22 protein-coding genes are annotated in these 24365 nt (G+C 44.5%); 11 read left to right on the top strand and 11 right to left on the bottom strand.

Going from position 1 to position 24365, the window contains the following annotated elements; all coding sequences use genetic code 11:
- Positions 1 to 193 precede the first annotated feature (193 nt).
- The 6 genes from rplU to folA all read left to right on the top strand — a co-directional run bounded on the left by rplU (position 194) and on the right by folA (position 4199).
- Positions 194 to 505 (top strand): 50S ribosomal protein L21, encoded by a 312-nt coding sequence (gene rplU, locus AB4503_RS22090; protein ID WP_004740823.1) that lies wholly within the window; start codon positions 194 to 196, stop codon positions 503 to 505.
- Between the two features lie 19 nt (positions 506 to 524).
- Positions 525 to 782 carry a 50S ribosomal protein L27 gene (rpmA, locus tag AB4503_RS22085; RefSeq protein WP_004735905.1) on the top strand — a complete coding sequence of 86 codons (258 nt, stop codon included), beginning with the start codon at positions 525 to 527 and terminating at the stop codon, positions 780 to 782.
- Positions 783 to 1105: 323 nt separating this feature from the next.
- Entirely contained in the window at positions 1106 to 2278 is a 1173-nt protein-coding gene (gene cgtA, locus AB4503_RS22080; protein WP_017061377.1) for an Obg family GTPase CgtA, read from the top strand.
- 164 nt (positions 2279 to 2442) lie between these two features.
- The gene (locus tag AB4503_RS22075; protein WP_017061378.1) at positions 2443 to 3210 is read left to right on the top strand and encodes a threonine/serine exporter ThrE family protein; all 768 of its coding nucleotides are present in this window, start codon (positions 2443 to 2445) and stop codon (positions 3208 to 3210) included.
- On the top strand, positions 3210 to 3683 hold the full coding sequence (locus tag AB4503_RS22070; RefSeq protein ID WP_017062945.1) for a threonine/serine exporter family protein: 474 nt from the start codon (positions 3210 to 3212) through the stop codon (positions 3681 to 3683). The genes AB4503_RS22075 and AB4503_RS22070 overlap by 1 nt, the downstream gene beginning before the upstream one ends.
- 36 nt (positions 3684 to 3719) lie before the next feature.
- Positions 3720 to 4199 (top strand): type 3 dihydrofolate reductase, encoded by a 480-nt coding sequence (gene folA, locus AB4503_RS22065; protein ID WP_017062944.1) that lies wholly within the window; start codon positions 3720 to 3722, stop codon positions 4197 to 4199.
- Between the two features lie 74 nt (positions 4200 to 4273).
- Here folA and AB4503_RS22060 read toward each other — a convergent pair whose 3' ends face one another.
- The 6 genes from AB4503_RS22060 to lptD form a co-directional block, all read right to left on the bottom strand.
- Positions 4274 to 5077 carry a symmetrical bis(5'-nucleosyl)-tetraphosphatase gene (locus tag AB4503_RS22060; RefSeq protein WP_372115728.1) on the bottom strand — a complete coding sequence of 268 codons (804 nt, stop codon included), beginning with the start codon at positions 5075 to 5077 and terminating at the stop codon, positions 4274 to 4276.
- A 29-nt stretch (positions 5078 to 5106) separates the two neighbouring features.
- Positions 5107 to 5487: a Co2+/Mg2+ efflux protein ApaG gene (gene apaG, locus AB4503_RS22055; protein ID WP_004735899.1), complete on the bottom strand. Its 381-nt coding sequence runs from the start codon at positions 5485 to 5487 to the stop codon at positions 5107 to 5109.
- 88 nt (positions 5488 to 5575) lie between these two features.
- A complete protein-coding gene (gene rsmA, locus AB4503_RS22050; protein WP_017062942.1) occupies positions 5576 to 6391 on the bottom strand; it encodes a 16S rRNA (adenine(1518)-N(6)/adenine(1519)-N(6))-dimethyltransferase RsmA in 816 nt (271 codons plus the stop codon).
- A complete protein-coding gene (gene pdxA / locus AB4503_RS22045) occupies positions 6388 to 7380 on the bottom strand; it encodes a 4-hydroxythreonine-4-phosphate dehydrogenase PdxA (protein ID WP_017062941.1) in 993 nt (330 codons plus the stop codon). The genes rsmA and pdxA overlap by 4 nt, the downstream gene beginning before the upstream one ends.
- The gene (surA, locus tag AB4503_RS22040; RefSeq protein ID WP_372115727.1) at positions 7367 to 8665 is read right to left on the bottom strand and encodes a peptidylprolyl isomerase SurA; all 1299 of its coding nucleotides are present in this window, start codon (positions 8663 to 8665) and stop codon (positions 7367 to 7369) included. The genes pdxA and surA overlap by 14 nt, the downstream gene beginning before the upstream one ends.
- A gap of 43 nt (positions 8666 to 8708) precedes the next feature.
- Positions 8709 to 11042 (bottom strand): LPS assembly protein LptD, encoded by a 2334-nt coding sequence (lptD, locus tag AB4503_RS22035; protein ID WP_081326293.1) that lies wholly within the window; start codon positions 11040 to 11042, stop codon positions 8709 to 8711.
- Between the two features lie 149 nt (positions 11043 to 11191).
- On the opposite strand from lptD, the gene djlA reads away from it, so the two are divergent.
- The gene (djlA, locus tag AB4503_RS22030) at positions 11192 to 12046 is read left to right on the top strand and encodes a co-chaperone DjlA (protein ID WP_017061385.1); all 855 of its coding nucleotides are present in this window, start codon (positions 11192 to 11194) and stop codon (positions 12044 to 12046) included.
- A gap of 57 nt (positions 12047 to 12103) precedes the next feature.
- On the top strand, positions 12104 to 12649 hold the full coding sequence (locus tag AB4503_RS22025; protein WP_017066942.1) for a DUF924 family protein: 546 nt from the start codon (positions 12104 to 12106) through the stop codon (positions 12647 to 12649).
- Between the two features lie 95 nt (positions 12650 to 12744).
- Here the strand turns inward: AB4503_RS22025 and AB4503_RS22020 are convergent, their stop codons facing one another.
- The 5 genes from AB4503_RS22020 to leuA all read right to left on the bottom strand — a co-directional run bounded on the left by AB4503_RS22020 (position 12745) and on the right by leuA (position 18568).
- Positions 12745 to 13527 carry a DUF547 domain-containing protein gene (locus AB4503_RS22020; RefSeq protein ID WP_372115726.1) on the bottom strand — a complete coding sequence of 261 codons (783 nt, stop codon included), beginning with the start codon at positions 13525 to 13527 and terminating at the stop codon, positions 12745 to 12747.
- Positions 13528 to 13683: 156 nt separating this feature from the next.
- Positions 13684 to 14286: a 3-isopropylmalate dehydratase small subunit gene (gene leuD / locus AB4503_RS22015; RefSeq protein ID WP_017062937.1), complete on the bottom strand. Its 603-nt coding sequence runs from the start codon at positions 14284 to 14286 to the stop codon at positions 13684 to 13686.
- A gap of 14 nt (positions 14287 to 14300) precedes the next feature.
- A complete protein-coding gene (gene leuC, locus AB4503_RS22010) occupies positions 14301 to 15713 on the bottom strand; it encodes a 3-isopropylmalate dehydratase large subunit (protein ID WP_017062936.1) in 1413 nt (470 codons plus the stop codon).
- Positions 15714 to 15830: 117 nt separating this feature from the next.
- Positions 15831 to 16922 (bottom strand): 3-isopropylmalate dehydrogenase, encoded by a 1092-nt coding sequence (gene leuB / locus AB4503_RS22005; protein WP_017061390.1) that lies wholly within the window; start codon positions 16920 to 16922, stop codon positions 15831 to 15833.
- A gap of 98 nt (positions 16923 to 17020) precedes the next feature.
- A complete protein-coding gene (gene leuA, locus AB4503_RS22000) occupies positions 17021 to 18568 on the bottom strand; it encodes a 2-isopropylmalate synthase (RefSeq protein ID WP_017066940.1) in 1548 nt (515 codons plus the stop codon).
- Positions 18569 to 19136: 568 nt separating this feature from the next.
- On the opposite strand from leuA, the gene AB4503_RS21995 reads away from it, so the two are divergent.
- Genes AB4503_RS21995 through AB4503_RS21985 form a run of 3 tightly spaced genes read left to right on the top strand, consistent with a single transcriptional unit; the run spans position 19137 to position 24237 of the window.
- Positions 19137 to 19796, top strand: coding sequence for a TetR/AcrR family transcriptional regulator (locus AB4503_RS21995; protein WP_372115725.1), 660 nt, complete (start codon positions 19137 to 19139; stop codon positions 19794 to 19796).
- On the top strand, positions 19796 to 21133 hold the full coding sequence (locus tag AB4503_RS21990; protein ID WP_017062932.1) for an efflux RND transporter periplasmic adaptor subunit: 1338 nt from the start codon (positions 19796 to 19798) through the stop codon (positions 21131 to 21133). Before AB4503_RS21995 ends, AB4503_RS21990 begins: the two co-directional genes overlap by 1 nt.
- Positions 21130 to 24237 carry an efflux RND transporter permease subunit gene (locus AB4503_RS21985; RefSeq protein WP_017066938.1) on the top strand — a complete coding sequence of 1036 codons (3108 nt, stop codon included), beginning with the start codon at positions 21130 to 21132 and terminating at the stop codon, positions 24235 to 24237. Before AB4503_RS21990 ends, AB4503_RS21985 begins: the two co-directional genes overlap by 4 nt.
- The last annotated feature ends 128 nt before the right edge of the window (positions 24238 to 24365 follow it).

Raw genomic sequence — 24365 nt, 5'->3', positions numbered from 1 at the left:
TTGATTAATACATCGCTAAAGGGCATGATTGCCGCACTTTTCTTTGGCGAACAGGTTTTCGCCAATTTTTTAAAAATATGGCTTGTCATAGCGCCATGATTCCCGTAGAATCTGCGCCCTATTGATTAGTTTAGCGCACACCCGAGTTGTACAATTAACAACCATAGGCTGTGCGGAAAAAGCGGAGTAAAATATGTACGCTGTTTTCCAATCTGGTGGCAAACAACACCGAGTAAGCGAAGGTCAAACACTTCGTTTAGAGAAATTAGACGTTGAAACTGGTGCAACTGTTGAATTTGATAAAGTTCTTCTTGTTGCTAACGGCGAAGAAATCGCTGTTGGTGCACCTCTTGTTGAAGGTGGCAAGGTTACTGCAGAAGTAGTACAACACGGTCGTGGCGATAAAGTAAAAATCGTTAAGTTCCGTCGTCGTAAGCACTCGCGTAAGCAAGCTGGTCACCGTCAGTGGTTCACTGAAGTGAAAATCACTGGCATTAACGCTTAAGTATTAGGAGAGTTTAACAATGGCACATAAAAAAGCTGGCGGTTCTACTAATAACGGCCGCGATTCAGAAAGCAAACGTCTTGGTGTTAAGCGTTTTGGTGGTGAATCTGTTCTTGCAGGTAACATCATCGTTCGTCAACGTGGTACTAAGTTCCACGCTGGCACAAACGTTGGCATCGGTAAAGACCACACTCTTTTCGCTCTTACTGAAGGTAAAGTGAAATTTGCTGTTAAAGGTCCTAAAAACCGTAAGTTTGTAAGCATCGAAGCTGAGTAATTTAATCTTTAACTAGATTATTTTATTAGCTTTCAAGCTGAATTCAAAAGCCCTGCCGATTCGGCAGGGTTTTTTATTTATAGCAAGAATAAAAAAGCAGACGCTCTTGTTTTGGTTTTGAGAAGCCGTTTTATTTTTTGATAAACAGATTAGTTTTTAAGAAGCCGTTTGTTTTTAAGAAATAAGAAGCAAAGAACCTCTCCTTATTTGTTCCTTGGTTGCAGGTCGGCCTAGATCTTAGGTGATCGATCTAAACACGGATCTGCTAGAATTTATATCACTCCTTGATGAGTGGTAACGCAACGTAAGTGCGGAGTTAAAAAATGAAATTCGTTGATGAAGCGGTAGTAAAAATAGAAGCCGGTGATGGCGGTAATGGTACAGTTAGCTTTTGGCGCGAAAAATTCGTCGCTAAAGGTGGTCCTGATGGCGGCGACGGTGGTGACGGCGGTGATGTTTACATCCAAGCGGATGAGAACTTAAACACACTGATCGATTACCGTTTCCAACGTTTTTACAATGCAGAGCGTGGCGAGAATGGTCGCGGCGGTAACTGTACTGGTAAACGTGGTAAAGACATTACGCTGAAAGTACCAGTTGGTACGCGTGCAGTTGATATCCACACCAACGAAATCGTTGCTGAAGTTGCTGAACACGGCAAGAAAGTAATGGTTGGTAAAGGTGGTTGGCACGGTCTTGGTAACACGCGTTTTAAATCGTCTGTTAACCGCGCTCCTCGTCAAAAGACAATGGGTACTAAAGGCGAAGTTCGTGAACTGCGTTTAGAGCTTCTTCTATTAGCTGACGTTGGTATGCTTGGCCTACCAAACGCAGGTAAATCTACTTTTATTCGTTCAGTATCTGCTGCGAAACCAAAAGTGGCTGATTACCCGTTCACTACTTTGATCCCAAGCTTGGGTGTGGTAAGTGTTGTCCCTGAAAAGAGCTTCGTTGTTGCCGATATCCCAGGACTAATCGAAGGCGCAGCTGATGGCGCTGGCCTTGGTATCCGATTCCTTAAGCACCTTGAGCGTTGTCGTGTTCTTCTGCATATGATCGACATTATGCCGATCGATCAATCTGATCCTATTCAGAATGCACTAACGATCATCGATGAGCTTGAGCAATACAGTGAAAAAGTTTCACAAAAACCTCGCTGGTTAGTGTTCAATAAAGTTGACCTAATGCCAGAAGACGAAGCAGACGAAAAGATTCAAGAAATCATCGATGCTTTGGGCTGGGAAGGCGAGTACTTCAAGATCTCTGCTGTGAATAAAATCGGCACCAAAGATCTTTGCTTCAAACTAGGTGAGTTTATGGAAAACCTACCTCGTGAAGTTGTAGAAGTTGAAGAAGAAGAAAAAGTAGACTTTATGTGGGATGACTACCATAAAGATGCGATGAGCGGTAAGAATGTCGTTACTGAAGATGACGACGATTGGGACGATTGGGATGACGAAGAGGATGACGGCCATGTTATCTATGTTCGTGACTAATCCTCTTAGTTTCTCATAACGCATCGGTCGCTTCTTACAAGTACACTGATAGTTTTATTAAACCGCAATGAAAATTGCGGTTTTCTTGTATCTAAATCATGACGTCTTACTGTTTTTTATGCAAAATTTATCTTTAGATAATTAACGCCTATGGGAAGGAAATCATGGCATCAAAGCAAAGAGCGATCTCAAGACTCGTCGCTCAATCAGGACAAATGTTATTGGCGCACGGGGCAGAGAGCACACTGGTCGGCGATATCATGCGTCGCATCGGTATTGCTTGTGGGGTGAATGAGGTTGAAGTCGCACTGTCAGCCAATGCGCTTGTTGTAACTACCGTAATGGATGATCACTGTATTACCACTACTCGAAGTTGTGCTGATCGTGGCATTAACATGCAGGTTATCACCGACATTCAACGCATTTGCATCATGATGGAGAAGGGAATTCTCGATTATGATTTGGCGTATAAAAAGATTCAAAACATCAGCCCCGAGCGCTACAACCGTTGGTTAGTGGTTGTGATGATAGGGTTGTCGTGCGCCTCTTTTAGCCACCTTGCGGGCGGAGACTGGCAAGTCTTCATGATGACTTTTATTGCTTCAGCTTGCGGTATGATCGTCAGGCAAGAGATTGGGCACCGCCATTTCAATCCGCTATTAAACTTTGCTATCACAGCATTCGTTACCACGACCATTTCAGCTCAAGCCGTACTTTACAATATTGGCGGCCAACCCACGATCGTGATGGCTTCATCTGTATTAATGTTAGTACCTGGTTTTCCTCTGATTAACTCCGTCGCTGATATGCTTAAAGGCCATATTAATATGGGGTTAGCGCGCTTTACCATGGCCAGCTTATTAACTCTGGCGACGAGCTTGGGCATTGTCGCGGCGATGAGTCTATCAGATGTTTGGGGGTGGGCAAGCTAATGAGTATTTTCGAACTGTTTTTAGGTCTGCTCAACGATATGTTTTTCGCCGCTATTCCTGCGGTTGGGTTTGCATTGGTGTTTAACGTTCCGCAACGTGCTTTAATTTATTGTGCACTCGGTGGTTCTATCGGTCATGGTAGCCGGTATCTGATGATGCACTTTGGTATTCCAATCGAATGGGCGACGTTCTTCGCCGCAACCGTGGTTGGTATGATAGGGGTTCATTGGTCACATAAACTGTTAGCACATCCGAAGGTGTTTACGGTTGCAGCTCTAATTCCTATGGTGCCAGGTGTGTTCGCCTTCAAGGCGATGATTGCGATGGTGGAGATTAACAGGGCAGGCTACACGCCTGAGTTGTTGGCAATGTTGATGGAGAACTTTTTAAAATCGATGTTCATTATCGCAGGGTTGGCGGTTGGCTTAGCTGTGCCAGGGCTGTTATTCTATCGCCGTAGACCTATCGTTTAGCGTTAATTTTCTTTTTAGGGACAGGACTTTCGATTTATGATCATCAGCATGATAGCGGCAATGGCAAACAACCGTATAATTGGTAAAGACAATCAGATGCCTTGGCATTTACCTGCGGATTTTGCATGGTTTAAACGCTCGACTATGGGTAAACCAGTCGTGATGGGACGTAAGACCTACGATTCTATTGGACGCCCTTTGCCGGGTCGGTTGAATGTCGTAATCAGCCGTGATGAGAGTTTAAAGATTGAAGGTGTAACGACGGTAACTTCTATTGAACAGGCTCTAGAGCTACTCAGTGATGTTGAAGAGGTGATGATCATTGGTGGCGGCTCTATTTATGAGAGCTGCTTACCTAAAGCGGACAAGTTGTATCTGACTTACATCGATTTCGCCGTCGATGGAGATACACAATTTCCTGACTGGGGTGAAGGTTGGAAGCAGAGCTTTAACGAGAGCTATCAAGCTGACGAGAAAAACAAACACAACATGGAGTTTGTGATTCTCGAGCGTTAACTGTGGTTATCAATAGCTAGTCTCTGAAAAATGCTTGCGTTACCCTACCAAGGTAGCGCAAGTTTCTCGTATCTTTATAGCGCTTTCTGAGTGAAAAACTGTTTATCTTCCCAGCGAAGAATTGTCAATTCACCTCCCCAGACGCATCCAGTATCAAGTCCAATTACGTCTTTTCCGTTATAGCCTTCAAGCGCAGCCCAGTGTCCAAAAACAACGGTTTTATCGAGCTTTATGCGTTGCGGAAGGTCAAACCATGGCACTAATGGTTCATCGGTAATCTCATTCGGTGGTAGCTTACATGCCATGTCGAGACGGCCATCTTCAAAACAGAAACGCATTCTTGTCAGGCTATTGATCGCATAGCGATAGCGCTCAATATCATGTAAATCCTGATGCCATAAATCAGGCGCGTTGCTGTACATGTTTTCGATTAGCCATTGCCATTTATCGGACTTTAACAAGGATACGATCTCTCGATTTTCAACACGTGCTCTTTCTAGATTCCACTGCGGTGAGATACCCGCATGGCACATCACGAACTCTGGGTGTTCTTGAAGCAAAGGCTGTTGTCTTAACCATTCGATTAGCAGTTCACGATCTTCAGCATCAAGAATCGCTTGAGTCTTATCTTTTGGTTTCGCTGGAAATAGTCCTAAGGACACCGCCAGAAGATGTAAGTCGTGGTTGCCTAATACAACCTTAGCTGCGTCACCAAGGTTACGAATAAAGCATAACGTCTCCAATGATTTAGGGCCTCGAGCAACTAAGTCTCCGGCGACCCATAAAGTATCTTGGTGTTTATCAAAGTTAATTTTTTCAAGTAGTCCTTGAAGTTCGTCGAAGCACCCTTGGATGTCTCCGACAATGTAATTCGGCACAATAATTTCCTGTAGATACGGATGTACGGCTAATTAAGAATATTAGGGATTGCGAGTCTGAATGGGTCAACTTCGGTAATAAAATCAATGCCCTTGTTATCGGTCATCACATAGTGACCTTGCATAACGCCAACAGGGGTTTCGATGACCGTACCACTTGTGTAGGTGTACTCGTCGTTGGCTTCAATCACGGGTTGTTGGCCAACTACACCATCACCCTCAATGGTGAGCTGCTTGCCGTTAGAGTCGGTAATTAACCAGCGGCGAGACATAAGTTGCACCGTTGTTTTACTTAGATTTTTGATGGTAATAATGTAGGCGAAGACATAACGATTCTTCGTTGGCTCAGATTGTTCTTCTATGTACTTAGAGTGAACCTGGCATTTGATACAAGGCGTAGATATATCCATATTCGCACCTTTTGTTGTTGATATACTTAATGTAATTAAAGTATTACATAAAAAAGGCTCCTAACCGAAGTGTAGGAGCCTTTTTTATTTATTTGTCAGCGTTATGACTGTCGTACAACCAGTTTGCCATGTCGACAAACTGCTCGAGCGTTAAGTTCTCAGGACGCATGCTTGGGTTGATACCTAGCTCTTCAAGCACTTCCTTATCGATTAAGCTCTTGTAGCAGTTACGAACTGTTTTACGACGTTGGTTAAAGCCTTCACGACAGACGCGATCTAGCCATTTCAGATCTTTTGCCGGATAAGGCAGCACTTCGTATGGCTGTAGGCGCACGACTGCTGAGTCTACTTTCGGTGGCGGAACGAAGGCCGTTGGTGGAACTTCTAACACAGGCGTTACTTTACAGTAGTATTGAGCCATTACAGTAAGACGACCGTAAGCTTTACTGCCAGGGCCAGCAGCTAGACGGTTAACCACTTCTTTTTGAAGCATAAAGTGCATGTCTTGCACGTCTTTATGGAATTCAAAAAGGTGGAACATCAATGGTGTAGAGATGTTATATGGCAAGTTACCAAAGATGCGTAGCTTATTGTTTGGCTTAACCAGTTCTTGGAAATCGAACTTCATCGCATCGCCTTCACGGATCGTTAGCTTGTCCGCAAGATCTGGATGGTTACGAAGACGTTCTGCAAGGTCTCTATCCAATTCGATAACAGTAAATTTATCGACAAGCTTACCCACAGGCTCAGTAATTGCGCCTAGACCAGGACCGATCTCTACCAAGTTTTGACCTGGTAGTGGGTTAATACTCGATACGATGCCATCAATAATGTATGGATCGTTAAGGAAGTTTTGACCAAAACGTTTACGCGCTTTGTGCCCTAAGTGGACATCATTTCTCATTGCTTTTTCTCTACTAATTCAATGGCGTGCGTGAGCGCTGTTCTAAAGCTCCCTGTATCGGCTTGGCCTTTCCCTGCCAAGTCTAAGGCGGTACCGTGGTCGACTGATGTGCGAATAAACGGTAAGCCAAGCGTGATGTTCACTGAGCGACCAAACCCTTTGTATTTCAATACCGGGAGTACTTGGTCGTGATACATACCTAAAACAGCATCTGCATCTTGCAAATATTTTTCATTAAAGATGGTGTCTGCTGGCAATGGGCCAACTAAATTGATGCCATCTTTTTGGCGAATTTTTTCTAGCGTCGGGGTGATAGTTTCAATCTCTTCACGCCCTAAACAACCATCTTCACCAGCATGTGGATTCAAGCCACACACATAGATAGTTGGTTTCTCAATAGCAAATTTTTCAACCAAGTCTTTATTTAGAATAGCAATAATTTGCTCTAATCTGTCTTCGGTCACAGCTTGAGATACATAAGCTAGTGGGATGTGCGTTGTTACTAGCGCAACACGCAGCCCTTCAGTTGCCAACATCATCACCACCAGTGGTGTATTGGACTTCTCTGCAAAGAACTCGGTATGGCCGCTAAAAGCAACGCCAGCTCGGTTAATTACACCCTTGTGAACGGGGCCGGTGACAATAGCATCAAATTCATCATTCATACAGCCAATTGCTGCGGTTTCTAAAGTATTTAATACGTAATGACCATTAGCCTCATTGAGTTGACCTGCAACTGCCGTTTCAGCAAGTGGAACGTGTTTCACTACCAGTGTGCCAGCGCGTTGCGGTTGCTTAGCTGCATTTGCATCGTAGTCCAGAAGATCGACTTCGATACCAAGAATTTTAGCTCGCTCGGATAGCAGTGTTTTATCAGCACAAACCACGAGTTGATGAGGCCAACTTTCTTGAGATAGAGCCAAAGTTAAATCTGGGCCTATCCCTGCTGGTTCACCTGCGGTTATGACAATACGTTTAGTTGTTGTCATCTTGGTCGTCCTCAACCATCTCAACGAAGGCACTTGCTCTTACTTCTTGTAGCCAAGCACCAGCTTCTTCGTTGAATTTACGGTTAAATAGAATTTGGTAAGCTTTGTTTTTCAAAGCTGAATCGGTACGGTCGACTTCGCGACGGTCTAGTACTTCAACAATGTGCCAACCGTGTACGGTTTTGAATGGCGCACTGATTTTGCCTTCTGGTAGCGTTTCTACTTGGTGTTTGAATTCTGGTACATACAAATCTGGTGTTTGGTAGCCTAGCTCACCATCTTGTACTGCAGAACCTGGATCTTGGCTGTATTGCTGTGCAAGGTCGCCAAAGCTCGCTTCACCTGTGTTTACGCGGCGCGTGATCTCTTCAAGTTGTTCTTTCGCGCCATCGTCACTCAAGATTACGGTTGGCTTAATCAAGATATGACGAGCATTCACTTCCGTTACTGCTACGGTTTCTAAGCCTTTCACATCTTCAATTTTTAGAATGTGGAAACCTACACCGCTACGGAAAGGACCGATGATGCTGCCTTTATTTTGCATTTTGATCTGGTCAGCAAAAATGGTTGGCATCTCTTCTTTACGCATCCAACCCCAATCACCACCTTGCAGCGCTTTAGGACCCTTAGAGTAAGTATATGCCATGGTGCTGAAATCTTTGCCTGAGTTCAGTTCTTCAACCAGTTCAGTAGCTTGAGCTTCTAACTCTTCTTTGGTTTGGTCATAATTAAAGCGCAGTTGAATGTGTCCAATCTTGTATTGAACGGTTGCGTTAGTCTCTTGCGCTAAGATATCCGCTAGGTTATCGACCTCTGCAGGAAGGATGTTAATACGACGGCGAACTAGAGCATTGCGAGCCTCACTTGCCGCAATTTCTTTTCTTACTTGCTCTCGAAATGCATTGTAGCTAAGGCCTTCTTCAGCAACCGATGCGGTAAGTTGTTCTACCGTTTGGTTGTTGTCTTTAGCGATACCTTCAATTGCTTGATCAAGTCGAGCATCATCAATACGAACACCGATACGTTCTGCTTCTTGAGTTTGAATAGTATCGATGATCAGTTTTTCTAGTACTTGCTCATTGAGCACATCTTGCGATGGCAATGTTTGCCCGCTTTTCTTAGCGTTTGCGCGCAGCGTCTTCATCGAGGCATCGATGTCGCTTTGTAAGATAACGCCTTCGTTAACGATAACTTTTACGCTGTCTAGCTCGACTGGCGCTGCAAAGCTTGTTGATAAAGTACAAGTCGCTGCGATAGCAATTAATGTGCGTTTCCACAATGTCATGTGTAATCCTTTAAATTTACTGATTTCTTATCAGTAAAGAAAATTAGTTGTTTAAGAAGAATGGGCGACCGTAGCTCAATGAGTTATCAGAACTGCTATCCCCAACAGCGCCTGAATCAGAGCCTAAGTTAGTACCAAAGCCGATAATACCGAAATTCACACCAAAGTTATTTTCATATTCAGGCGTGACATTTGGATCACTAATGTTATTTGTCAGCTGGTTACTATACGTAAAGCCGATGTACCAACAATCCGATCTATAGTTTAAACGAGCTAACCACTCTAGATCTTCTTGTGTGGTTAAGTCATAGAAATATTGAGCACTGGTGCTCCATTTCGGTGAAATTTGGTAGGAACCAAGTAAACCCGCTTGCGAAATACCATCTCTTGTTATGGATGATACGTCAAAATCTACAGTTTCATTTATGTATTCTTCTGTAACATAGCGATAGTTGGTTTGTATGTAACCACCAGCAAAGCGGTATTCAAGTGTACTATTCGCTAATTGCATCGAAGATGAGTCAATATCGTATTGCACGCCACCATGGTAGAACAGGTAGTCATCATAGTTGAAGTCCATTTCTATAGCCCAAGACGAATAATTAGTTTTGTTATCAGAGTCGTCGTTGTCTAAAGTCTGTTTTGTATCTTTATCGATATAAAAAATCTGACCAAAAGAAATATTCAAACGCTCTTTATACTCATCATCGAAGAAACGAGACGATGCACCATAACTAATTTGATTCGCAGATGCGATACGGTCTACACCACTGTATTTACGGCTTCTAAATAGGCCGTAGTAATCGGTTTGTAACAGCGTAGTATCATAAAGACCAATATCGCTTTGATCTTCTTCTGGCACGTAAAGATACTGGACTTGCGGTTCGAGTGTTTGAGTGTAATTGCCCACAATTTTTGTATCACGTTCAAGAACGATACCTGCGTGGCTTCTAAACTCTGGAATAACTCGACTTACTGATTCTTCCAAGCCTTCATAATCAGAGCCTGCGCCGGTATCAACGCCATCAAGGTCTTGTTGATAGTAAGTACCAAGTAGTCGAGCTTCTGTTGTCCAAGTACCCCAAGTGTTACCTACTGGGATTGTAATACCAGGTTCAACGTGAACACGAGTGGCTGATGGTTTGCCTGATGCGTCGGTATCGAACATTGATATATGACTGATTAAGTCAAAATCTAGGTAATCCATTACCTCTGGAGCATAGTAATTGTACTCGAGTTGTGGCATTAGACGATAAGGCAAGTTATTGCTGGTGGTAAGAACTTGGAAGTCTCGAACAAGTACAGACGCATCCCAATTTTGAGAACGGTATGTTGCTTGCCCTTCTTGAAGCAGTTGTCCATCTTCACGGTTACCGATATTTGAGCTCATGTCCGAAAAGTAGTCAATATCACTGACTTTAGAGTAATCAATTTCGAATAACCAAGATTGTTGGAATATTCCTGAATGTTCTAGTTGGAAACCCCAACGATCGCCTAGATCAGTGTACTTTTGATCGTCTGGTAAATATTCAGACTCGATACTACCGGAACCAAAATCGCTTAAATATCTGAATTTACTGTTGAGTTGAGTGCCACGCTCTTGCATGTACTTGAAGGTAGTTTCCAAATCGTAGTCTGGTGCTAAGTTCCAATAAACAGGAATTTCAGCTTCAAAACCATCGCTTGAACCATACGAAACTGTTGGGTACAAGAAACCGGTTTTACGTGTATCACCCACCGGTACTGTTAAGTAAGGTAAGTAAAAGACGGGAACACTTTGGATTTCAAAACGTGGATTATAAAAAGTGGCTTGTTCTTCGTCTTGGTCGACACTGATGCTCGATGCTCTTAGACGCCAAGCATTATCGCCAATCGGGCAAGAGGTAATGGAGCCATCTTCAATCTCATAAACCGCTTTACCTGTTTTTGCTATATAAACAGCATCTCCGCGACCGGGCTCGCAAAGGAATTCGTAATCGGTGTTCTCAAGCGTCATTTCATCTGTAGTCAGATTATTGGTCGCTCTGTCTGAGATAGATTTGATTTGACCATCACTAAAGTTTACGTTGCCTTCGGCTACAACGATATTTTCTTGTTGGTGCAGGGTTACGTTATCTGCAAGGATGGTCTTATTTCCTTGCGTAACGACTACGTCACCTGAGTATATTGCCTTGTCACCATTGATAGCTTCTAAGCGATCTGACTCAACATGAGCGGGTAGCTGTGTCTCGTTTTCTGCAGCGGGCTCGATCAAGCATTGATCTATAGAGGGCATTTCCTGCACACTACTATCGGTGATTGTTTCAGCTTGAGTTGTCGACACGTATAACGCCGTACTTATAGACGCGGCTAACAAGGTGCGGGAAAAAGATTGCATGAAGTTGAACTATCCTGTGTCACTAGATGAAGGGTTGATCTAGTATCAATCCAATTAATAAAGCATTTTCCTTATGATAAAGGAAATAATAGCATTCAGCATCATCAGACAGCATTACTCAGATAAAATTCATAGATAGAGAACACATAATGCAAATATTTGGCAAAATTTTGGGCGCGTTTTTTGGCTTTTTATTTGGAGGGCCACTCGGTTTAGTTTTTGGTCTGTTTTTAGGACACCAATTCGATAAAGCTCGCGGATTGAACCAATCAGGCTTCAATAGCTCTGGTTTTGGTCGAGGTCCAAGCCAAGCAGAAAGACAGAACGAGTTTTTTAAATCCGCTTTTGCGGTTATGGGGCACGTTGCTAAAGCGAAAGGGCAGGTAACGCCAGAAGAGATTCAACTCGCTTCTACCATGATGGAGCGTATGAACCTGCATGGCGAACAGCGTAAAGCAGCGCAAGATGCATTCCGTGACGGCAAAGAGAGCGACTTCCCTCTGAACGACGTACTTGAGCGAGTTAAAATCTCATCGGGTGGTCGTTTTGATCTTCTGCAGTTCTTTCTAGAGCTTCAGGTATCTGCCGCATTTGCGGATGGAAGTTTGCACCCGAGTGAACGTCAAGTTCTGCATAAAATAGCGCAAGGGCTTGGGTTTTCGGCAGCACAACTAGAACGCCGCTTGCAGATGCAAGAAGCTGCGTTCCGTTTCCAACAGCAAGGTGGAAGCTTTGGTGGCCATCAGGGGCATGGGCAATCATCAGGTTGGCAACAGGCTTCGCAACAGAACCAACTTGGCGACGCATATAAGGTTCTTGGTGTGAGTGAAAGTGCTGACGGTAAAGAGGTGAAGAAAGCCTACCGCAAGCTGATGAATGAACATCACCCAGATAAACTGATGGCGAAGGGCTTACCGCCTGAGATGATGAATGTTGCGAAAGAGAAATCGCAAGAAATTCAGAATGCTTATGACCTGATAAAGAAAGTAAAAGGTTTTAAGTAATTGAACACTAAACTGAGTAATAACAAAGTTACTCGGTTTTTTATTAAAGGGAATTATATGACGGTAACGTATCAGGATGTTCTAGAGTTTTGGTTCGATGAGTTGACGCCTAAAGATTGGTTTACTGGCGGCGCCGAGATTGACACTTTGATAGAGTCTCGATTTTCTGAATTGCATAAAGCAGCCATTCAAGGCGAGCTATTTGAGTGGCGCCAAACTGCGCAAGGACGATTGGCTGAGATTATCGTACTTGATCAGTTTTCTCGAAATATTGGTAGAAAAAGTCCGACAGCATTTTCTGCTGATCCGATGGCGTTGGCTCTAGCCCAAGAGGCGGTAGCGGGTGGTTTTGATCACCAGCTTAACGAGCAACAGAAAAGCTTCCTGTATATGCCTTATATGCACAGTGAATCTTTGTTAGTCCATGAACAAGCCGTGGAACTCTTTTCTCAAACGGGATTAGAGCATAATCTGGACTTTGAGTTTAAGCACAAGGTTATCATTGAGCGATTTGGTCGCTATCCGCACCGTAATGAGGTGTTAGGGCGAGCTTCGACTCCCGAAGAGATTGAGTTCTTGCAGCAACCGAGCTCAAGCTTTTAATTGTAGAAATACGGTCAAAGAATTGAGAAGAGGCTAGAGGTTAATAAAAACCTCTAGCCTCTTTTTTACTTTAGTGATCAACTTTAGCCTTAGAGCTAGTTTGCTTGGTTGAGCGACCAATCGTATTCATAACTGATGTTTTGAGTATTGGTTACTGCTTCAATTCGATATTGTTCTAAGTGCTGAATAAGCTGTTTCTTCGTACCAAAATCCACAGCAAACCATTCGTAAATCGATGATAGTTGAAGCTTATTGTTTGTAACCATCACGCCTTTGTCACTGCTTACAAACTCAGTTGCAGCTTGCTCTAGCAAGGCTTCAGTATTTTTAGAGGTAAAAGCGTCAGGTTGTAAGTTAGGGCAACCTAGGCTGGCACAGTTCACTGCATAATGCGTGCGGGGATCTTGCCAAATTGGTCTTAGGATTCGGTGTTCAATGTCATTGAGTGTCAGTGATTTCCCATTAACGACTACCACATCATCTCCCCACGGACCGAAACTAAATAGTCCGCCAAGTTTAGTTATGGATTTGATCGGGTAGGCATCAAGAATCAAATCGACAGTCACGGCGTTATATAGATTAACCCAGTAGGCATACTGCTCCGCTTTTGAATAGTTGAGCGGATTCACCTGTTCGAGTTGCTTGATGTATTGTTTAAGCTTTGTTTTATCGGCAGTGTTCACCGCTTTATAGCTAACTAACGTATTTTGTCCCTGTTTAACCAAGTAGCTATCGAGGAATTGCTGCCAATCTTGATGAGATACCTGTTCTAGGTTGGTTTCGTCGCTTTGGTTCCAGTATGGCCAAAGATCGGACTTAGGCGCAGACCAAGCTAAGGTTGAGAAAAGTAGGCTGACAATAAAAAGTAGTTGTTTCATGGCATTCTCCTGATGACTGACTACTAAGACCTTAAGGCTTACCATTTTCTTTCATTGCTCTTCATTTAAATAAACATATGAAGTTAAGTTAAAAGCTTAGCCAAATAAAAAAGGTTGGCACTTGGCCAACCTTTAGATTTATTCAGAAACGTCTCATTATTTTAGGAAGCTAGGAATCTTAGCTTCAAACTCTGAGATCTTATCGGCATGTTGAAGTGTAAGGCCGATATTATCTAAACCATTCAGTAAGCAGTGACGACGGAACTCATCAATTTCAAACGAGTACTCTTTGCCGTTCGCGCTGACTTTCATTGCTTCTAGATCAACCGTAATTTCTGCACCTTCATTCGCTTCAACGAATTGGAATAGCTCATCCACTTCTTGCTCAGTCAATCGAACTGGCACCATTTGGTTGTTGATCGAGTTACCGTAGAAAATGTCGGCAAAGCTTGGTGCGATCATTACTTGGATACCGTAATCGGCAAGCGCCCACGGTGCGTGTTCACGAGATGAACCACAACCGAAGTTTTCACGAGCTAAAAGAATTGAAGCGCCTTGGTAGCGAGCTTCGTTCATTACAAAATCAGGGTTTGGCTGTTGGCCTGCATCGTCTAGGAAGCGCCAATCGTGGAACAAGTGCTTACCAAAACCGATGCGGTTTACTTTCTGTAGAAACTGCTTTGGAATGATCGCATCAGTATCGATGTTGGCCGTATCTAGAGGAACGACTAATCCGGTGTGTTGTTGAAAACCTGACATGTTAAATCCTCTAATTAAAGTTCACGAATATCGACAAAGTGACCAGCGATAGCCGCTGCGGCTGCCATTGCTGGGCTAACTAGGTGCGTACGACCATCACGGCCTTGGCGACCTTCAAAGTTACGGTTTGATGTAGAAGCACAGCGCTCTTGTGGACCTAGACGGTCGTTGTTCATCGCAAGACACATAGAGCAACCCGGTAAACGCCATTCAAAGCCTGCTTCGATGAAGATCTTATCTAGGCCTTCAGCCTCAGCTTGTGCTTTAACTTGCTCTGAACCCGGAACGATAAGCGCTTGAACATGTTTCGCTACTTGACGGCCTTTCGCTACCGCTGCTGCTGCACGCATGTCTTCGATACGAGAGTTAGTACAAGAACCCACGAACACTTTATCTACGTTGTAATCAGATAGAGATTTACCGGCTTCAAGACCCATGTAAGCCAGCGCTTTTTCAGCTGATGCTTTTTCTACAGGGTCTGCGAAGCTTTCTGGTGCAGGGATTGGTGTGTCTACTGAGATAACCTGACCTGGGTTGGTACCCCAAGTGACTTGTGGTTTGATGTCTGCCGCTTCTAATGTAACAACTGCATCGAATTCTGCATCAGCATCGGTTTTTAACGTATCCCAGTATTCGATTGCTGCTTCTAGGTCTTCGCCTTCTGGAGAGAACTTACGACCTTTGATGTACTCGTATGTCGTTGCATCTGGAGCGATTAAGCCTGCTTTAGCGCCAAGCTCGATTGCCATGTTACATACTGTCATACGACCTTCCATCGTAAGGTCGGTAATTGCCTCACCACAGAATTCAACTACGTAGCCAGTACCGCCAGCAGCCGTTGTTTTACCGATGATCGCTAGCACGATGTCTTTTGCAGTGATGCCAGGAGTAACCTTGCCTTTTACTTCGATCTTCATGGTTTTAGCGCGAGCTTGTTTTAGCGTTTGCGTAGCTAGAACGTGTTCCACTTCTGAAGTACCGATACCAAATGCTAGAGAACCAAATGCACCGTGTGTAGCCGTGTGCGAGTCACCACATACGATGGTCATGCCCGGTAGCGTAATACCTAGCTCAGGACCCATTACGTGCACAATACCTTGGTATTTGTGGTTTAGATCGTAAAGCGTGACACCAAACTCTTCACAGTTCTTCGATAGCGTTTCCATTTGGATACGAGCCATCTCACCAGAAGCGTTGATGTCTTTAGTTTGTGTCGATACGTTGTGATCCATGGTCGCAAAAGTTTTGCCTACTTGGCGAACTTTGCGGCCTTTCTCACGCAAGCCATCAAATGCTTGAGGTGACGTTACTTCGTGAACTAAGTGACGATCGATATAAAGAATTGGTGTTTCGCCCTTCGCTGCAACCGCAACGTGAGCGTCATAAACTTTTTCGTATAAGGTTTTTGCGTGCTGGTTTGTCGACATAGCTTTTCTTCCTTGGGAGCATCAGTCCCAGTGTTTGTTTCGAGCCAAGTCATGCGGTTTACGCTGACTTGGCTTGATATTATTCTTATGTACTTGCTTCTAATCGGAGCCTTTAGCTTATGAAGCTAAGATGTACTCAGCGATCTTGTCACCCATTTCAGAGGTAGTCAGCGCTTGGTTTTTGCCAGCAAGGTCTGCCGTTAGCTCGCCTGCAGAAAGTGCTTTAGAAACCGCTGCTTCGATGTCTTGTGCTGCCGCTTCTTCGCCTAGGCTGTAACGAAGCATTAGGGCTGCAGAAAGGATTTGCGCGACTGGGTTTGCGATGTTCTTACCTGCGATATCTGGTGCGCTGCCACCTGCTGGTTCGTATAGGCCGAAGTTGCTTTCATTTAAACTTGCAGAAGGAAGCATACCCATAGAGCCAGTGATCATTGCGCACTCATCAGAGATGATGTCACCAAAGATGTTTGAACATAGCATTACGTCAAACTGAGATGGGTCTTTGATTAGCTGCATGGTCGCGTTGTCGATGTACATGTGGTTTAGCGTTACATCTGGGTAATCTTTTGCGATCTCTTCAACGACTTCACGCCATAGGATAGAGCTCTGTAGAACGTTCGCTTTATCGATTGAGTAAACGTTTTTGTTACGTAGGCGTGCCGATTCAAACGCAATCTTTGCAATACGTTCGATTTCGTAGCGGTGGTAAACCTCTGTATCAAAAGCTTTTTCAGTTGCGCCTTCGCCTTCACGGCCTTTAGGTTGGCCGAAGTAGATACCGCCTGTTAGCTCACGGACTACCACGATGTCGAAACCGTTACCTGAGATGTCAGCACGTAAAGGAGAGAAAGACTCTAGACCTTTATGGATTTGAGCTGGACGTAGGTTACAGAACAGTTGGAAGTGTTTACGGAGAGGAAGTAGGGCACCACGCTCTGGTTGGTCGTTCGGTGGAAGGTGTTCCCATTTAGGACCGCCAACAGAACCAAAAAGTACTGCGTCAGATTCTTCACAGCCAGTGACTGTTGCTTCTGGAAGTGGACAGCCGTGGTTATCAATTGCAATACCACCAACATCATACTCTTCGCGAGAAAAGCTAATCGCGTGCTTCTTTTCGATCGCGTCTAGCACTTTATGCGCTTGTTGCATTACTTCTGGGCCAATGCCATCACCAGGTAGTACGGCAATTTTGTATGATTTATCAGTCATGTTAATCCTTTAATTCTTTGTTACTGAGCTATTTAGCTCGTTTTAAATTTTGTCCCTAAAGCCAATAACATCGGCTCTAGGGCTCTGTTATTGGGTGTTTAAACTGTTGCGATTCTTTGCTGTTTCATTTCAGCAATGGTGTCTGCGCGTTGAATGCTATTAATAACGTGCAGTAGCGCCTGACCAGAGGCCTCAACGATATCCGTTGAAACGCCCGTACCGTGGTACTTACGGCCTTTATAGTTAGCAATAATATCAGCTTGGCCTAAGCCATCTTCGCCTTCACCTTTCGCGGTAAGGTCGAATTTATCCAATGCAATTTCGTAACCCGTTAAGCGGTAGATACATTGGTATAAAGCATCAACAGGTCCGTTACCGACAGCCGCTTCGCATTTCTCTTCATCACCACATTGCAGCTTGATGCTAGTGGTAGACATAACACTACCAGATTGTACGCTTAGGTAGTTAAGTTTATAGAAGTCATCTTCGTCACGTAGATTTGCGAAGTGCATTAGTGCTTCTAGGTCGTAATCGAATACTTGGCCTTTACGGTCAGCCAGTTTCAAAAAGTCTTCGTACAATGAATCTAGGTTGTACTCATTGTCTTTGTAGCCCATTGCGTCCATGTGGCTCTTAACGGCTGCACGACCACTGCGGCTTGTTAGGTTCAATGCTTTGTTTTTCAAGCCAATAGACTCAGGTGTCATGATCTCGTAAGTGTTCTTGTTCTTTAGCATGCCATCTTGGTGGATACCTGAAGAGTGGCTGAATGCGTTAGCACCAACGATTGCTTTGTTGTCTTGAATCGGCATGTGGCAAAGCTGGCTCACCAATTTACTGGTACGGTGGATCTCTTGGTGATCTAGGCCGGTATGAACACCTAATAACTCTTGACGAGTCTTGATGATCATTGCGATCTCTTCTAGAGAACAGTTACCCGCGCGTTCACCAATGCCGTTAATGGTACCTTCAACTTGGCGAGCACCTGCTTGTACCGCTGCGATTGAGTTAGCAACCGACATACCCAAGTCATCGTGACAGTGAACAGAGATGATTGCTTGGTCGATGTTTGGAACGCGATCAAATAGCGTTTTGATAATGCCACCAAACTCGTTAGGTACTGTGTAGCCCACTGTGTCTGGAATGTTGATGGTTTTCGCGCCCGCGTTGATTGCCGCTTCAACCATACGACATAGGTTATCGATAGGCGTACGACCTGCATCTTCACAAGAGAACTCAACATCGTCTGTGTAGTTGCGCGCATGCTTTACCGCTTTTACTGCCATATCGACAACATCGTCGTAGCTACGGCGTAATTTATCTTGCACGTGAACCGTTGATGTAGAAATGAAGGTGTGAATACGGAACTGCTCAGCGACTTTTAACGCTTCTGCAGCGGCATCGATATCCTTCGCTACAGCACGAGAAAGTGCACAGATTCGGCTGTCTTTAATATTTTTTGCGATGGTTTGTACTGACTCAAAGTCGCCTGGTGATGACACCGGAAAGCCCGCTTCAATAACATCTACACCCAGTCGTTCAAGTGCATAAGCGATCTGTAATTTCTCTTTTACCGTTAAGCTTGCAGCCAACGCTTGCTCGCCATCACGTAAGGTCGTGTCAAAAATTATCACTTGATCGTTCATGGGTGCTTCCTTATATCGATAATGAATCGATTGCTATCCAAATTATTATTAAGAATGATGTTCTTTTAAAAGTGCCAGTTACAAAAAAACCCGCTCAGCGCGGGTTTTAATATTTGTGTAGTTCTTGACCCACAACTTACCCGCGCGATTGGTTCACGATAAGGAGAAGTTTCAGCAGTCGAGAAGAAGAAAAAATCATTACACAAATATCCGTAAATAAACTGTTAACACCATATTTACCGCAATTTATTCTGAGCGTCAAACAAGAAAATCCAATATCAGCGTGCTTTGGCGGTGTTTTTTTTTGGTTTGTGCTGCTTGCGTGTTGTTTGCTGGTGTTATCAGCTGATTGAGTGTTTTGTACTGGGCGGTTAGTTTATCGTTTGGCTGATGTGTAGGTTAAAACTTTGTAGTAAATCTTTTTGATGGAACGATTCACCAATAAAATTAAAAGGGTGGCTAAATTAATTAATCATTTGATTAAATAGTGAGTAATTAATCTTCTACAACCATGTCGATTTATCCCTATAATTAATCGTGTGATTAATTATAGGGATAGGTCTCAGTGATGGCAGCGCGTAAAGCAGGGCGACCTCAACAGAATCTAGATGTACGGCAGTTACTCATTGAGCACGCTCGAGATCTGTTCGTGGTTCAACCGTACGACAAGGTATCGACTCGCTTAGTTGCTGAGCGAGCGGGTGTGAATATTGCGATGATTCGCTATTACTTTGGCAGTAAAGCCGGATTGTTTGAGGCGATGCTGCGTGAAACATTACGCCCTATGCAATTACAAATGCAGAGACTCGTTGATGAAAGCAGTCATGAGAACTTTCTTGATTTAATGCGGACTTACTACAAAGAGATGGTCAAAGTGCCGAAGTTTCCTCGCTTGATAGCCCAAGTGATGAATATGCCTCCCTCTGAAGTGCAAAGAGAGTTGCTCGAAAAGGTTTTCCTCGATGTTGCAAAGCCAGCCCAAGATGTCATTTTTGAAAAGTTGGTTGAACAAGGCATCTTAAAACAGAACATGGATCCAAAATTGTGCCGTATTTCGTATGTAAGCTTGATGGTGTTTCCTTTCATCGCTCCGCCGCCTTTATTGGCAATTCATGGGATTGAGATTAATGAAGAATTTCTTAATCGTTTAATCGAACACAACATTCAATTGATGGCTGAAGGCTTTATTAACGCACCGAGCCCTTCTTCCGTGCAGGACCAAAGATAATGAAAATAAATAAAAAACTACTCTTCTTTCCAGCACTTGCGGTTGGTGTTATTGGCCTTGTCGCCGCGATTAACTTGAAGCCGGATCTTCCAACCAAACCTGCGGGTGATAGGGCTCGTTTAGTTGATACTGTGAGCCTAGAACAACAACTGATAGCGCCGTTAGCGGTCGGCTTTGGCAAAGTGGTGCCTAAAGTTGAATGGAAAGCGATTGCTGAGGTGACAGGACAGATCGTGTATCGACATCCAGATCTTGAAAAAGGCCAGGTGATCCCTGCAGGAACGGTCGTGCTCAAGGTTGATCCATTGGATTACGAATTGAAACTGATACAAGCAGAGGCGGATCTAAAATCAAGCCAAACCTCATTAGCGAAATTGAATCAAGAAGAAGACAACCTTAATAAGACTCTTAAGATCGAAAAGAATCGTTTGGTGATCAGCAATAAAGAGCTACAACGTAAACAGGATCTGCGTAAGAAAGGGCTCACCTCTCAATCGGATGTCGACCTGCAACAACAAAGCGCATTGTCTCAGCAGAAGTTGGTATTAGATATCGCGAACCAAATCGCGTTGATGCCAGATGAAAAGCGTGTTGCGGAAGCGGTGATTAAGGTCAACGTGTCTAAGGTAAAAGAGGCGCAGCGCTCTCTCGATAAGACCACCATCACTTTGCCAAGAGCGATGCGAATTGCTCAGGTTGATATCGAACAAAATCAAGTAGTTAACCTTCAGCAGGAGATGTTTATTGCTCACGGGATTAATGTCATGGAAGTGGAGGCGCAACTTTCTATTCACGATATGCAAACTTTAGCCTCCAGCTTTAACCAGTTCCCTCGTGATGCTGCAGGAATCCCTAATCCTTATGAAGCGCCAATCAAAGCAAGCATTCAACTTAACAGTGGCAACCTTAACCTCAGTTGGCCTGCGAAGGTGGCAAGAATCAGTGAAACGGTTGATGAAAACCAAGCGACGGCGGGGATTATTCTCGAGATCGCTCAAGATTACTCGCAATTGCAACCAGACAGCGCAACGCCTTTGGTTAACGGTATGTTTGTCAAAGCCGAGATTGAGGGTGTCGCCAATCTAAGTTGGGTGGTTCCAGAGCGAGCACTGCATGGTGATAAGGTTTACCTGATGGATGACAACCAGCGTTTGCAAGTGGTCAATGTTGAAGTGCTTTATCGCAGAGACAATCAAGTGGTTGTGAGTGGAGAGCTACAAACTGGAGATAAACTGGTTCTCAATGATGTCCTGCCAGCAATAGAAGGCATGTTACTGAGAGAGTCCAACTCTGAAGAGGCTGAGCTTGAATCAGATACTCAGGAGAGTGCGTCATGATCAAGTTTTTCTCTCGGCACCCAACAGCAGCAAACTTGTTGATGCTTGGGTTGTTGATCTTGGGTATAAGCTCACTATCAACCATCAAACGTGAAACCTTCCCCGCTTACGATCCGCCTTACATTATGGCTGCGATTGTTTATCCCGGCGCCTCTCCAAAAGAAGTGGAAGAGAGCTTGTGTGTGCGAATGGAAGATGCAGTAGACGGCTTAGCCAACATTGAAGAAACTCAGTGTGAAGCCATCGAAGGCAGCGCTCGTTTAATTCTAAAGTTAAATGAAAAAGCGGACATCGGCCGAATGCTGGTGGATGTCCAAACCCAGATCAACTCGATCAATGATTTCCCAACTGAGATTGAATCGCCTGTTGTTCAAGAGCTAGATTGGAATGAACCGGTTGTCGATATCGCTATAACAGCCGAAACGTCGTGGCCAGAACTTAAGGCCTACGCGGAAGATCTTAAGCGCACCATGAAGCTTGATTACGATGTATCTTTGGTCGAGGTTAGCGGCTTCTCGGATCATCAATATCGAGTGGAACTGGATACCCAAGCTATTCGTCAGTTGGGTTTGAGTGTCGGTGATATCGCGGATCAAATTGGTCGACAGAATGTAAAACTGCCGAGTGGTAACGTTGAAACACCAGACAAAAACTTTCTGATTCGTTTCGACGAGAGACGAGTTACGCCTGTTGAGCTGGAAAGCATCGTGGTTGGATCTGCGCCTAATGGCTCGGTGATTCGTTTGAGAGACATAGCCAAAATAACCGACCGCTTTGAACTTGATGAGCAAAAGGTGCTATTTGATGGCAAGCCTTCAGCGCTGCTTAAGATCAGTAAGAACAAAGAAGACGATGCGCTGCGAATCAAAGAGAACGTAACACGATTCGTTGAAGATCAAAGCGCGATTGCTCCTGATGGCGTGACACTACAAATGACCAACGATCTCTCATCTGTACTTTGGGATCGTCTAACCATGATGGTGAGCAATGGCTGGCAAGGTATTGTTCTGGTGTTCGCCACCATGTGGCTGTTCTTCAGCTTACGTTATTCATTTTGGGTGGCGGCAGGGTTGCCAGTGGCCTTCCTTGGTGGCTTGTTCTTAATGGCCAACCTTGGTTTGTCGATCAACATTATGTCGCTGGTCGGGTTGTTAATGGCAATCGGTATTATGATGGATGACGCCATCGTGATCGCCGAATCGATAGCCTCCCACTTAGATAGGGGACAAAGCGTCGATGATGCGGTGTACAACGGCGTTAAGAAAGTGCTTCCCGGAGTGCTGTCTTCTTTCTTAACCACGGTGTGTATTTTCGGTAGCTTACTGTTTCTTGATGGCGAGATGGGCGCGGTGCTTAAGGCCGTTCCTCAAGTATTGATTTTGGTGCTGTCGTTGAGCTTGATTGAAGCCTTCCTGATTCTACCTAATCACTTATCTCATTCATTACATAAAGAAAAAAATGATAAGCCAGCGTTGCGCTTTAAAGTGGTGTTGCTTGAGAAGTTTGAGAACTTCCGTAATACCACTTTGATGAACATGGTTGAGAAAGTCGTGACCTTCCGCTACGCCTTTATGGGCGGAGTGATTACGCTGTTGCTGCTTTCAGTCGCCTTGATTGCTGGTGGTGTTGTTAAGTTTCAACCTTTCCCAGAGCTGGATGGTGATATTGCTGAGGCGCGTATTATTCTTCCGCCGGGCGCATCACTGTCTCAAACCGAGAAAGTGGTCGACAAAATTGTCGCGTCTGCTGAGCGTTTGAACAAGCAATGGAGCGAAGAGGTTGAAGAAGGCAATACACTGGTCGAGCACATAACTAGCCAATTCAATGCTAACGCCGATGCCAATGAATCCGGCCCGCACTTAGCCACAGTGCGCTTAGACTTACGCGGAGCTGAGAGCCGTAACACGGTTATTGATGACTTTATTGATGCATGGCGAGAAGACATCGGTGACTTGGCTGATCCTATCTCGTTAGTTTTCAAGCAACCGACCATGGGACCGGGCGGCCGTGCGATTGAGATTCGTGCTAAGCATGATGACCTGAGCGCATTGAAATCGGCTTCTTTGGATATTCAGGAATACCTTAATCAGTTTGATGGCGTGCACGGCGTGCTGGATGATATGCGCATGGGTAAAGAAGAGATTTTGGTTAAGCTGCGCCCTGGAGCCGAAACCTACAATGTGAATGGGCAGATGATTGCGTCTCAGTTACGAGCGGCTTTCTTTGGGCAAACGGCGGATGAGATTCAAATCGGCGTTGAAAATATCTCGATTGAAGTGCGTCTTGATAAGGAACAAGCGGGCGACATACAGCAGCTAGCTAACTTCCCAATCATTACCGCAGATGGCAGTCAGATCCCGCTAGCAACGTTGGCGACATTAGATTTCCAGCGTAACTACGTGCGAATTCAGCGTATTGATGGGCTGAGAACCATCAGTATTTTTGGTGATATTGATAATAAGAAAGCGAGTTCATCCGCGATTTTGGCTCAGTTCCAAAAAGATGAAGCCGCCAAACTTATTCAGAAGTACCCGGGTTTACGCTTTGATTTCGAAGGGGAGGCCAAGGATGCAGCCAAGACTGGCGCTTCGATGGGCAAAGGATTCTTGCTCGGCTTATTCGGCGTGTTTGCGATTCTTAGCTATCAGTTCAGAAGCTATTTAGAGCCTGTGGTCGTGATGTTAGCGATTCCACTCGCTTTTATTGGGGTGGTCGTGGGTCACTGGATACTTGGCCATTCTTTGAGTATGCCAAGCATGATGGGCTTTGTGTCGCTTGCCGGAATTGTGGTTAATGATTCCATCTTGTTGGTGCAGTACATTCGTCACCATGTCGATGAGGGAGATAGCGTGCATGACTCGGTGGTGAAAGCCAGTCGCGAGCGTTTCCGAGCGGTATTCTTGACCTCAATGACGACTGCGGCAGGTTTGCTACCGCTGTTGACGGAAACCAGCTTACAGGCTCAGGTTATCCAGCCATTGGTTATTTCGATCGTATTCGGCATATTTGCCTCGACCTTACTGGTGCTGTTTATGACCCCTGCTGCTTACGCGATATTGGCGGATTTCGGTTTGGTTAAAAAGCACGAGCCATTAGCCCTATAGCCTTTAGCGCTATTATCATTTGCGAGTACTACTATTATTAGCGAACGCTATAACCATTAACACGATAGAAGTAGCGTTTGCTTACTTATACTAAGAAGTAAAAACATAGAAGAATAAAGCGGCCTTGG

The sequence above is a fragment of the Vibrio sp. 10N.222.55.B11 genome, from assembly GCF_041473705.1.
Taxonomy (GTDB): Bacteria; Pseudomonadota; Gammaproteobacteria; order Enterobacterales; family Vibrionaceae; genus Vibrio; species Vibrio crassostreae_C.
This window is presented reverse-complemented; position numbering and strand designations above follow the sequence as displayed.

What these genes read in the sequence shown, in the direction of transcription:
- pdxA (WP_017062941.1), bottom strand. Translation starts at nt 7,380, where the DNA reads ATGACAACAACTAAACGTATTGTCATAACCGCAGGTGAACCAGCAGGG.
- surA (WP_372115727.1), bottom strand. Translation starts at nt 8,665, where the DNA reads ATGACATTGTGGAAACGCACATTAATTGCTATCGCAGCGACTTGTACT.
- AB4503_RS22025 (WP_017066942.1), top strand. Translation starts at nt 12,104, where the DNA reads ATGACGGTAACGTATCAGGATGTTCTAGAGTTTTGGTTCGATGAGTTG.
- AB4503_RS22075 (WP_017061378.1), top strand. Translation starts at nt 2,443, where the DNA reads ATGGCATCAAAGCAAAGAGCGATCTCAAGACTCGTCGCTCAATCAGGA.
- djlA (WP_017061385.1), top strand. Translation starts at nt 11,192, where the DNA reads ATGCAAATATTTGGCAAAATTTTGGGCGCGTTTTTTGGCTTTTTATTT.
- folA (WP_017062944.1), top strand. Translation starts at nt 3,720, where the DNA reads ATGATCATCAGCATGATAGCGGCAATGGCAAACAACCGTATAATTGGT.
- AB4503_RS21995 (WP_372115725.1), top strand. Translation starts at nt 19,137, where the DNA reads ATGGCAGCGCGTAAAGCAGGGCGACCTCAACAGAATCTAGATGTACGG.
- leuD (WP_017062937.1), bottom strand. Translation starts at nt 14,286, where the DNA reads ATGTCAGGTTTTCAACAACACACCGGATTAGTCGTTCCTCTAGATACG.
- rplU (WP_004740823.1), top strand. Translation starts at nt 194, where the DNA reads ATGTACGCTGTTTTCCAATCTGGTGGCAAACAACACCGAGTAAGCGAA.
- AB4503_RS21985 (WP_017066938.1), top strand. Translation starts at nt 21,130, where the DNA reads ATGATCAAGTTTTTCTCTCGGCACCCAACAGCAGCAAACTTGTTGATG.
- AB4503_RS22020 (WP_372115726.1), bottom strand. Translation starts at nt 13,527, where the DNA reads ATGAAACAACTACTTTTTATTGTCAGCCTACTTTTCTCAACCTTAGCT.
- rpmA (WP_004735905.1), top strand. Translation starts at nt 525, where the DNA reads ATGGCACATAAAAAAGCTGGCGGTTCTACTAATAACGGCCGCGATTCA.
- AB4503_RS21990 (WP_017062932.1), top strand. Translation starts at nt 19,796, where the DNA reads ATGAAAATAAATAAAAAACTACTCTTCTTTCCAGCACTTGCGGTTGGT.
- leuB (WP_017061390.1), bottom strand. Translation starts at nt 16,922, where the DNA reads ATGACTGATAAATCATACAAAATTGCCGTACTACCTGGTGATGGCATT.
- leuA (WP_017066940.1), bottom strand. Translation starts at nt 18,568, where the DNA reads ATGAACGATCAAGTGATAATTTTTGACACGACCTTACGTGATGGCGAG.
- rsmA (WP_017062942.1), bottom strand. Translation starts at nt 6,391, where the DNA reads ATGAGAAATGATGTCCACTTAGGGCACAAAGCGCGTAAACGTTTTGGT.
- AB4503_RS22070 (WP_017062945.1), top strand. Translation starts at nt 3,210, where the DNA reads ATGAGTATTTTCGAACTGTTTTTAGGTCTGCTCAACGATATGTTTTTC.
- leuC (WP_017062936.1), bottom strand. Translation starts at nt 15,713, where the DNA reads ATGTCGACAAACCAGCACGCAAAAACCTTATACGAAAAAGTTTATGAC.
- cgtA (WP_017061377.1), top strand. Translation starts at nt 1,106, where the DNA reads ATGAAATTCGTTGATGAAGCGGTAGTAAAAATAGAAGCCGGTGATGGC.
- lptD (WP_081326293.1), bottom strand. Translation starts at nt 11,042, where the DNA reads ATGCAATCTTTTTCCCGCACCTTGTTAGCCGCGTCTATAAGTACGGCG.
- apaG (WP_004735899.1), bottom strand. Translation starts at nt 5,487, where the DNA reads ATGGATATATCTACGCCTTGTATCAAATGCCAGGTTCACTCTAAGTAC.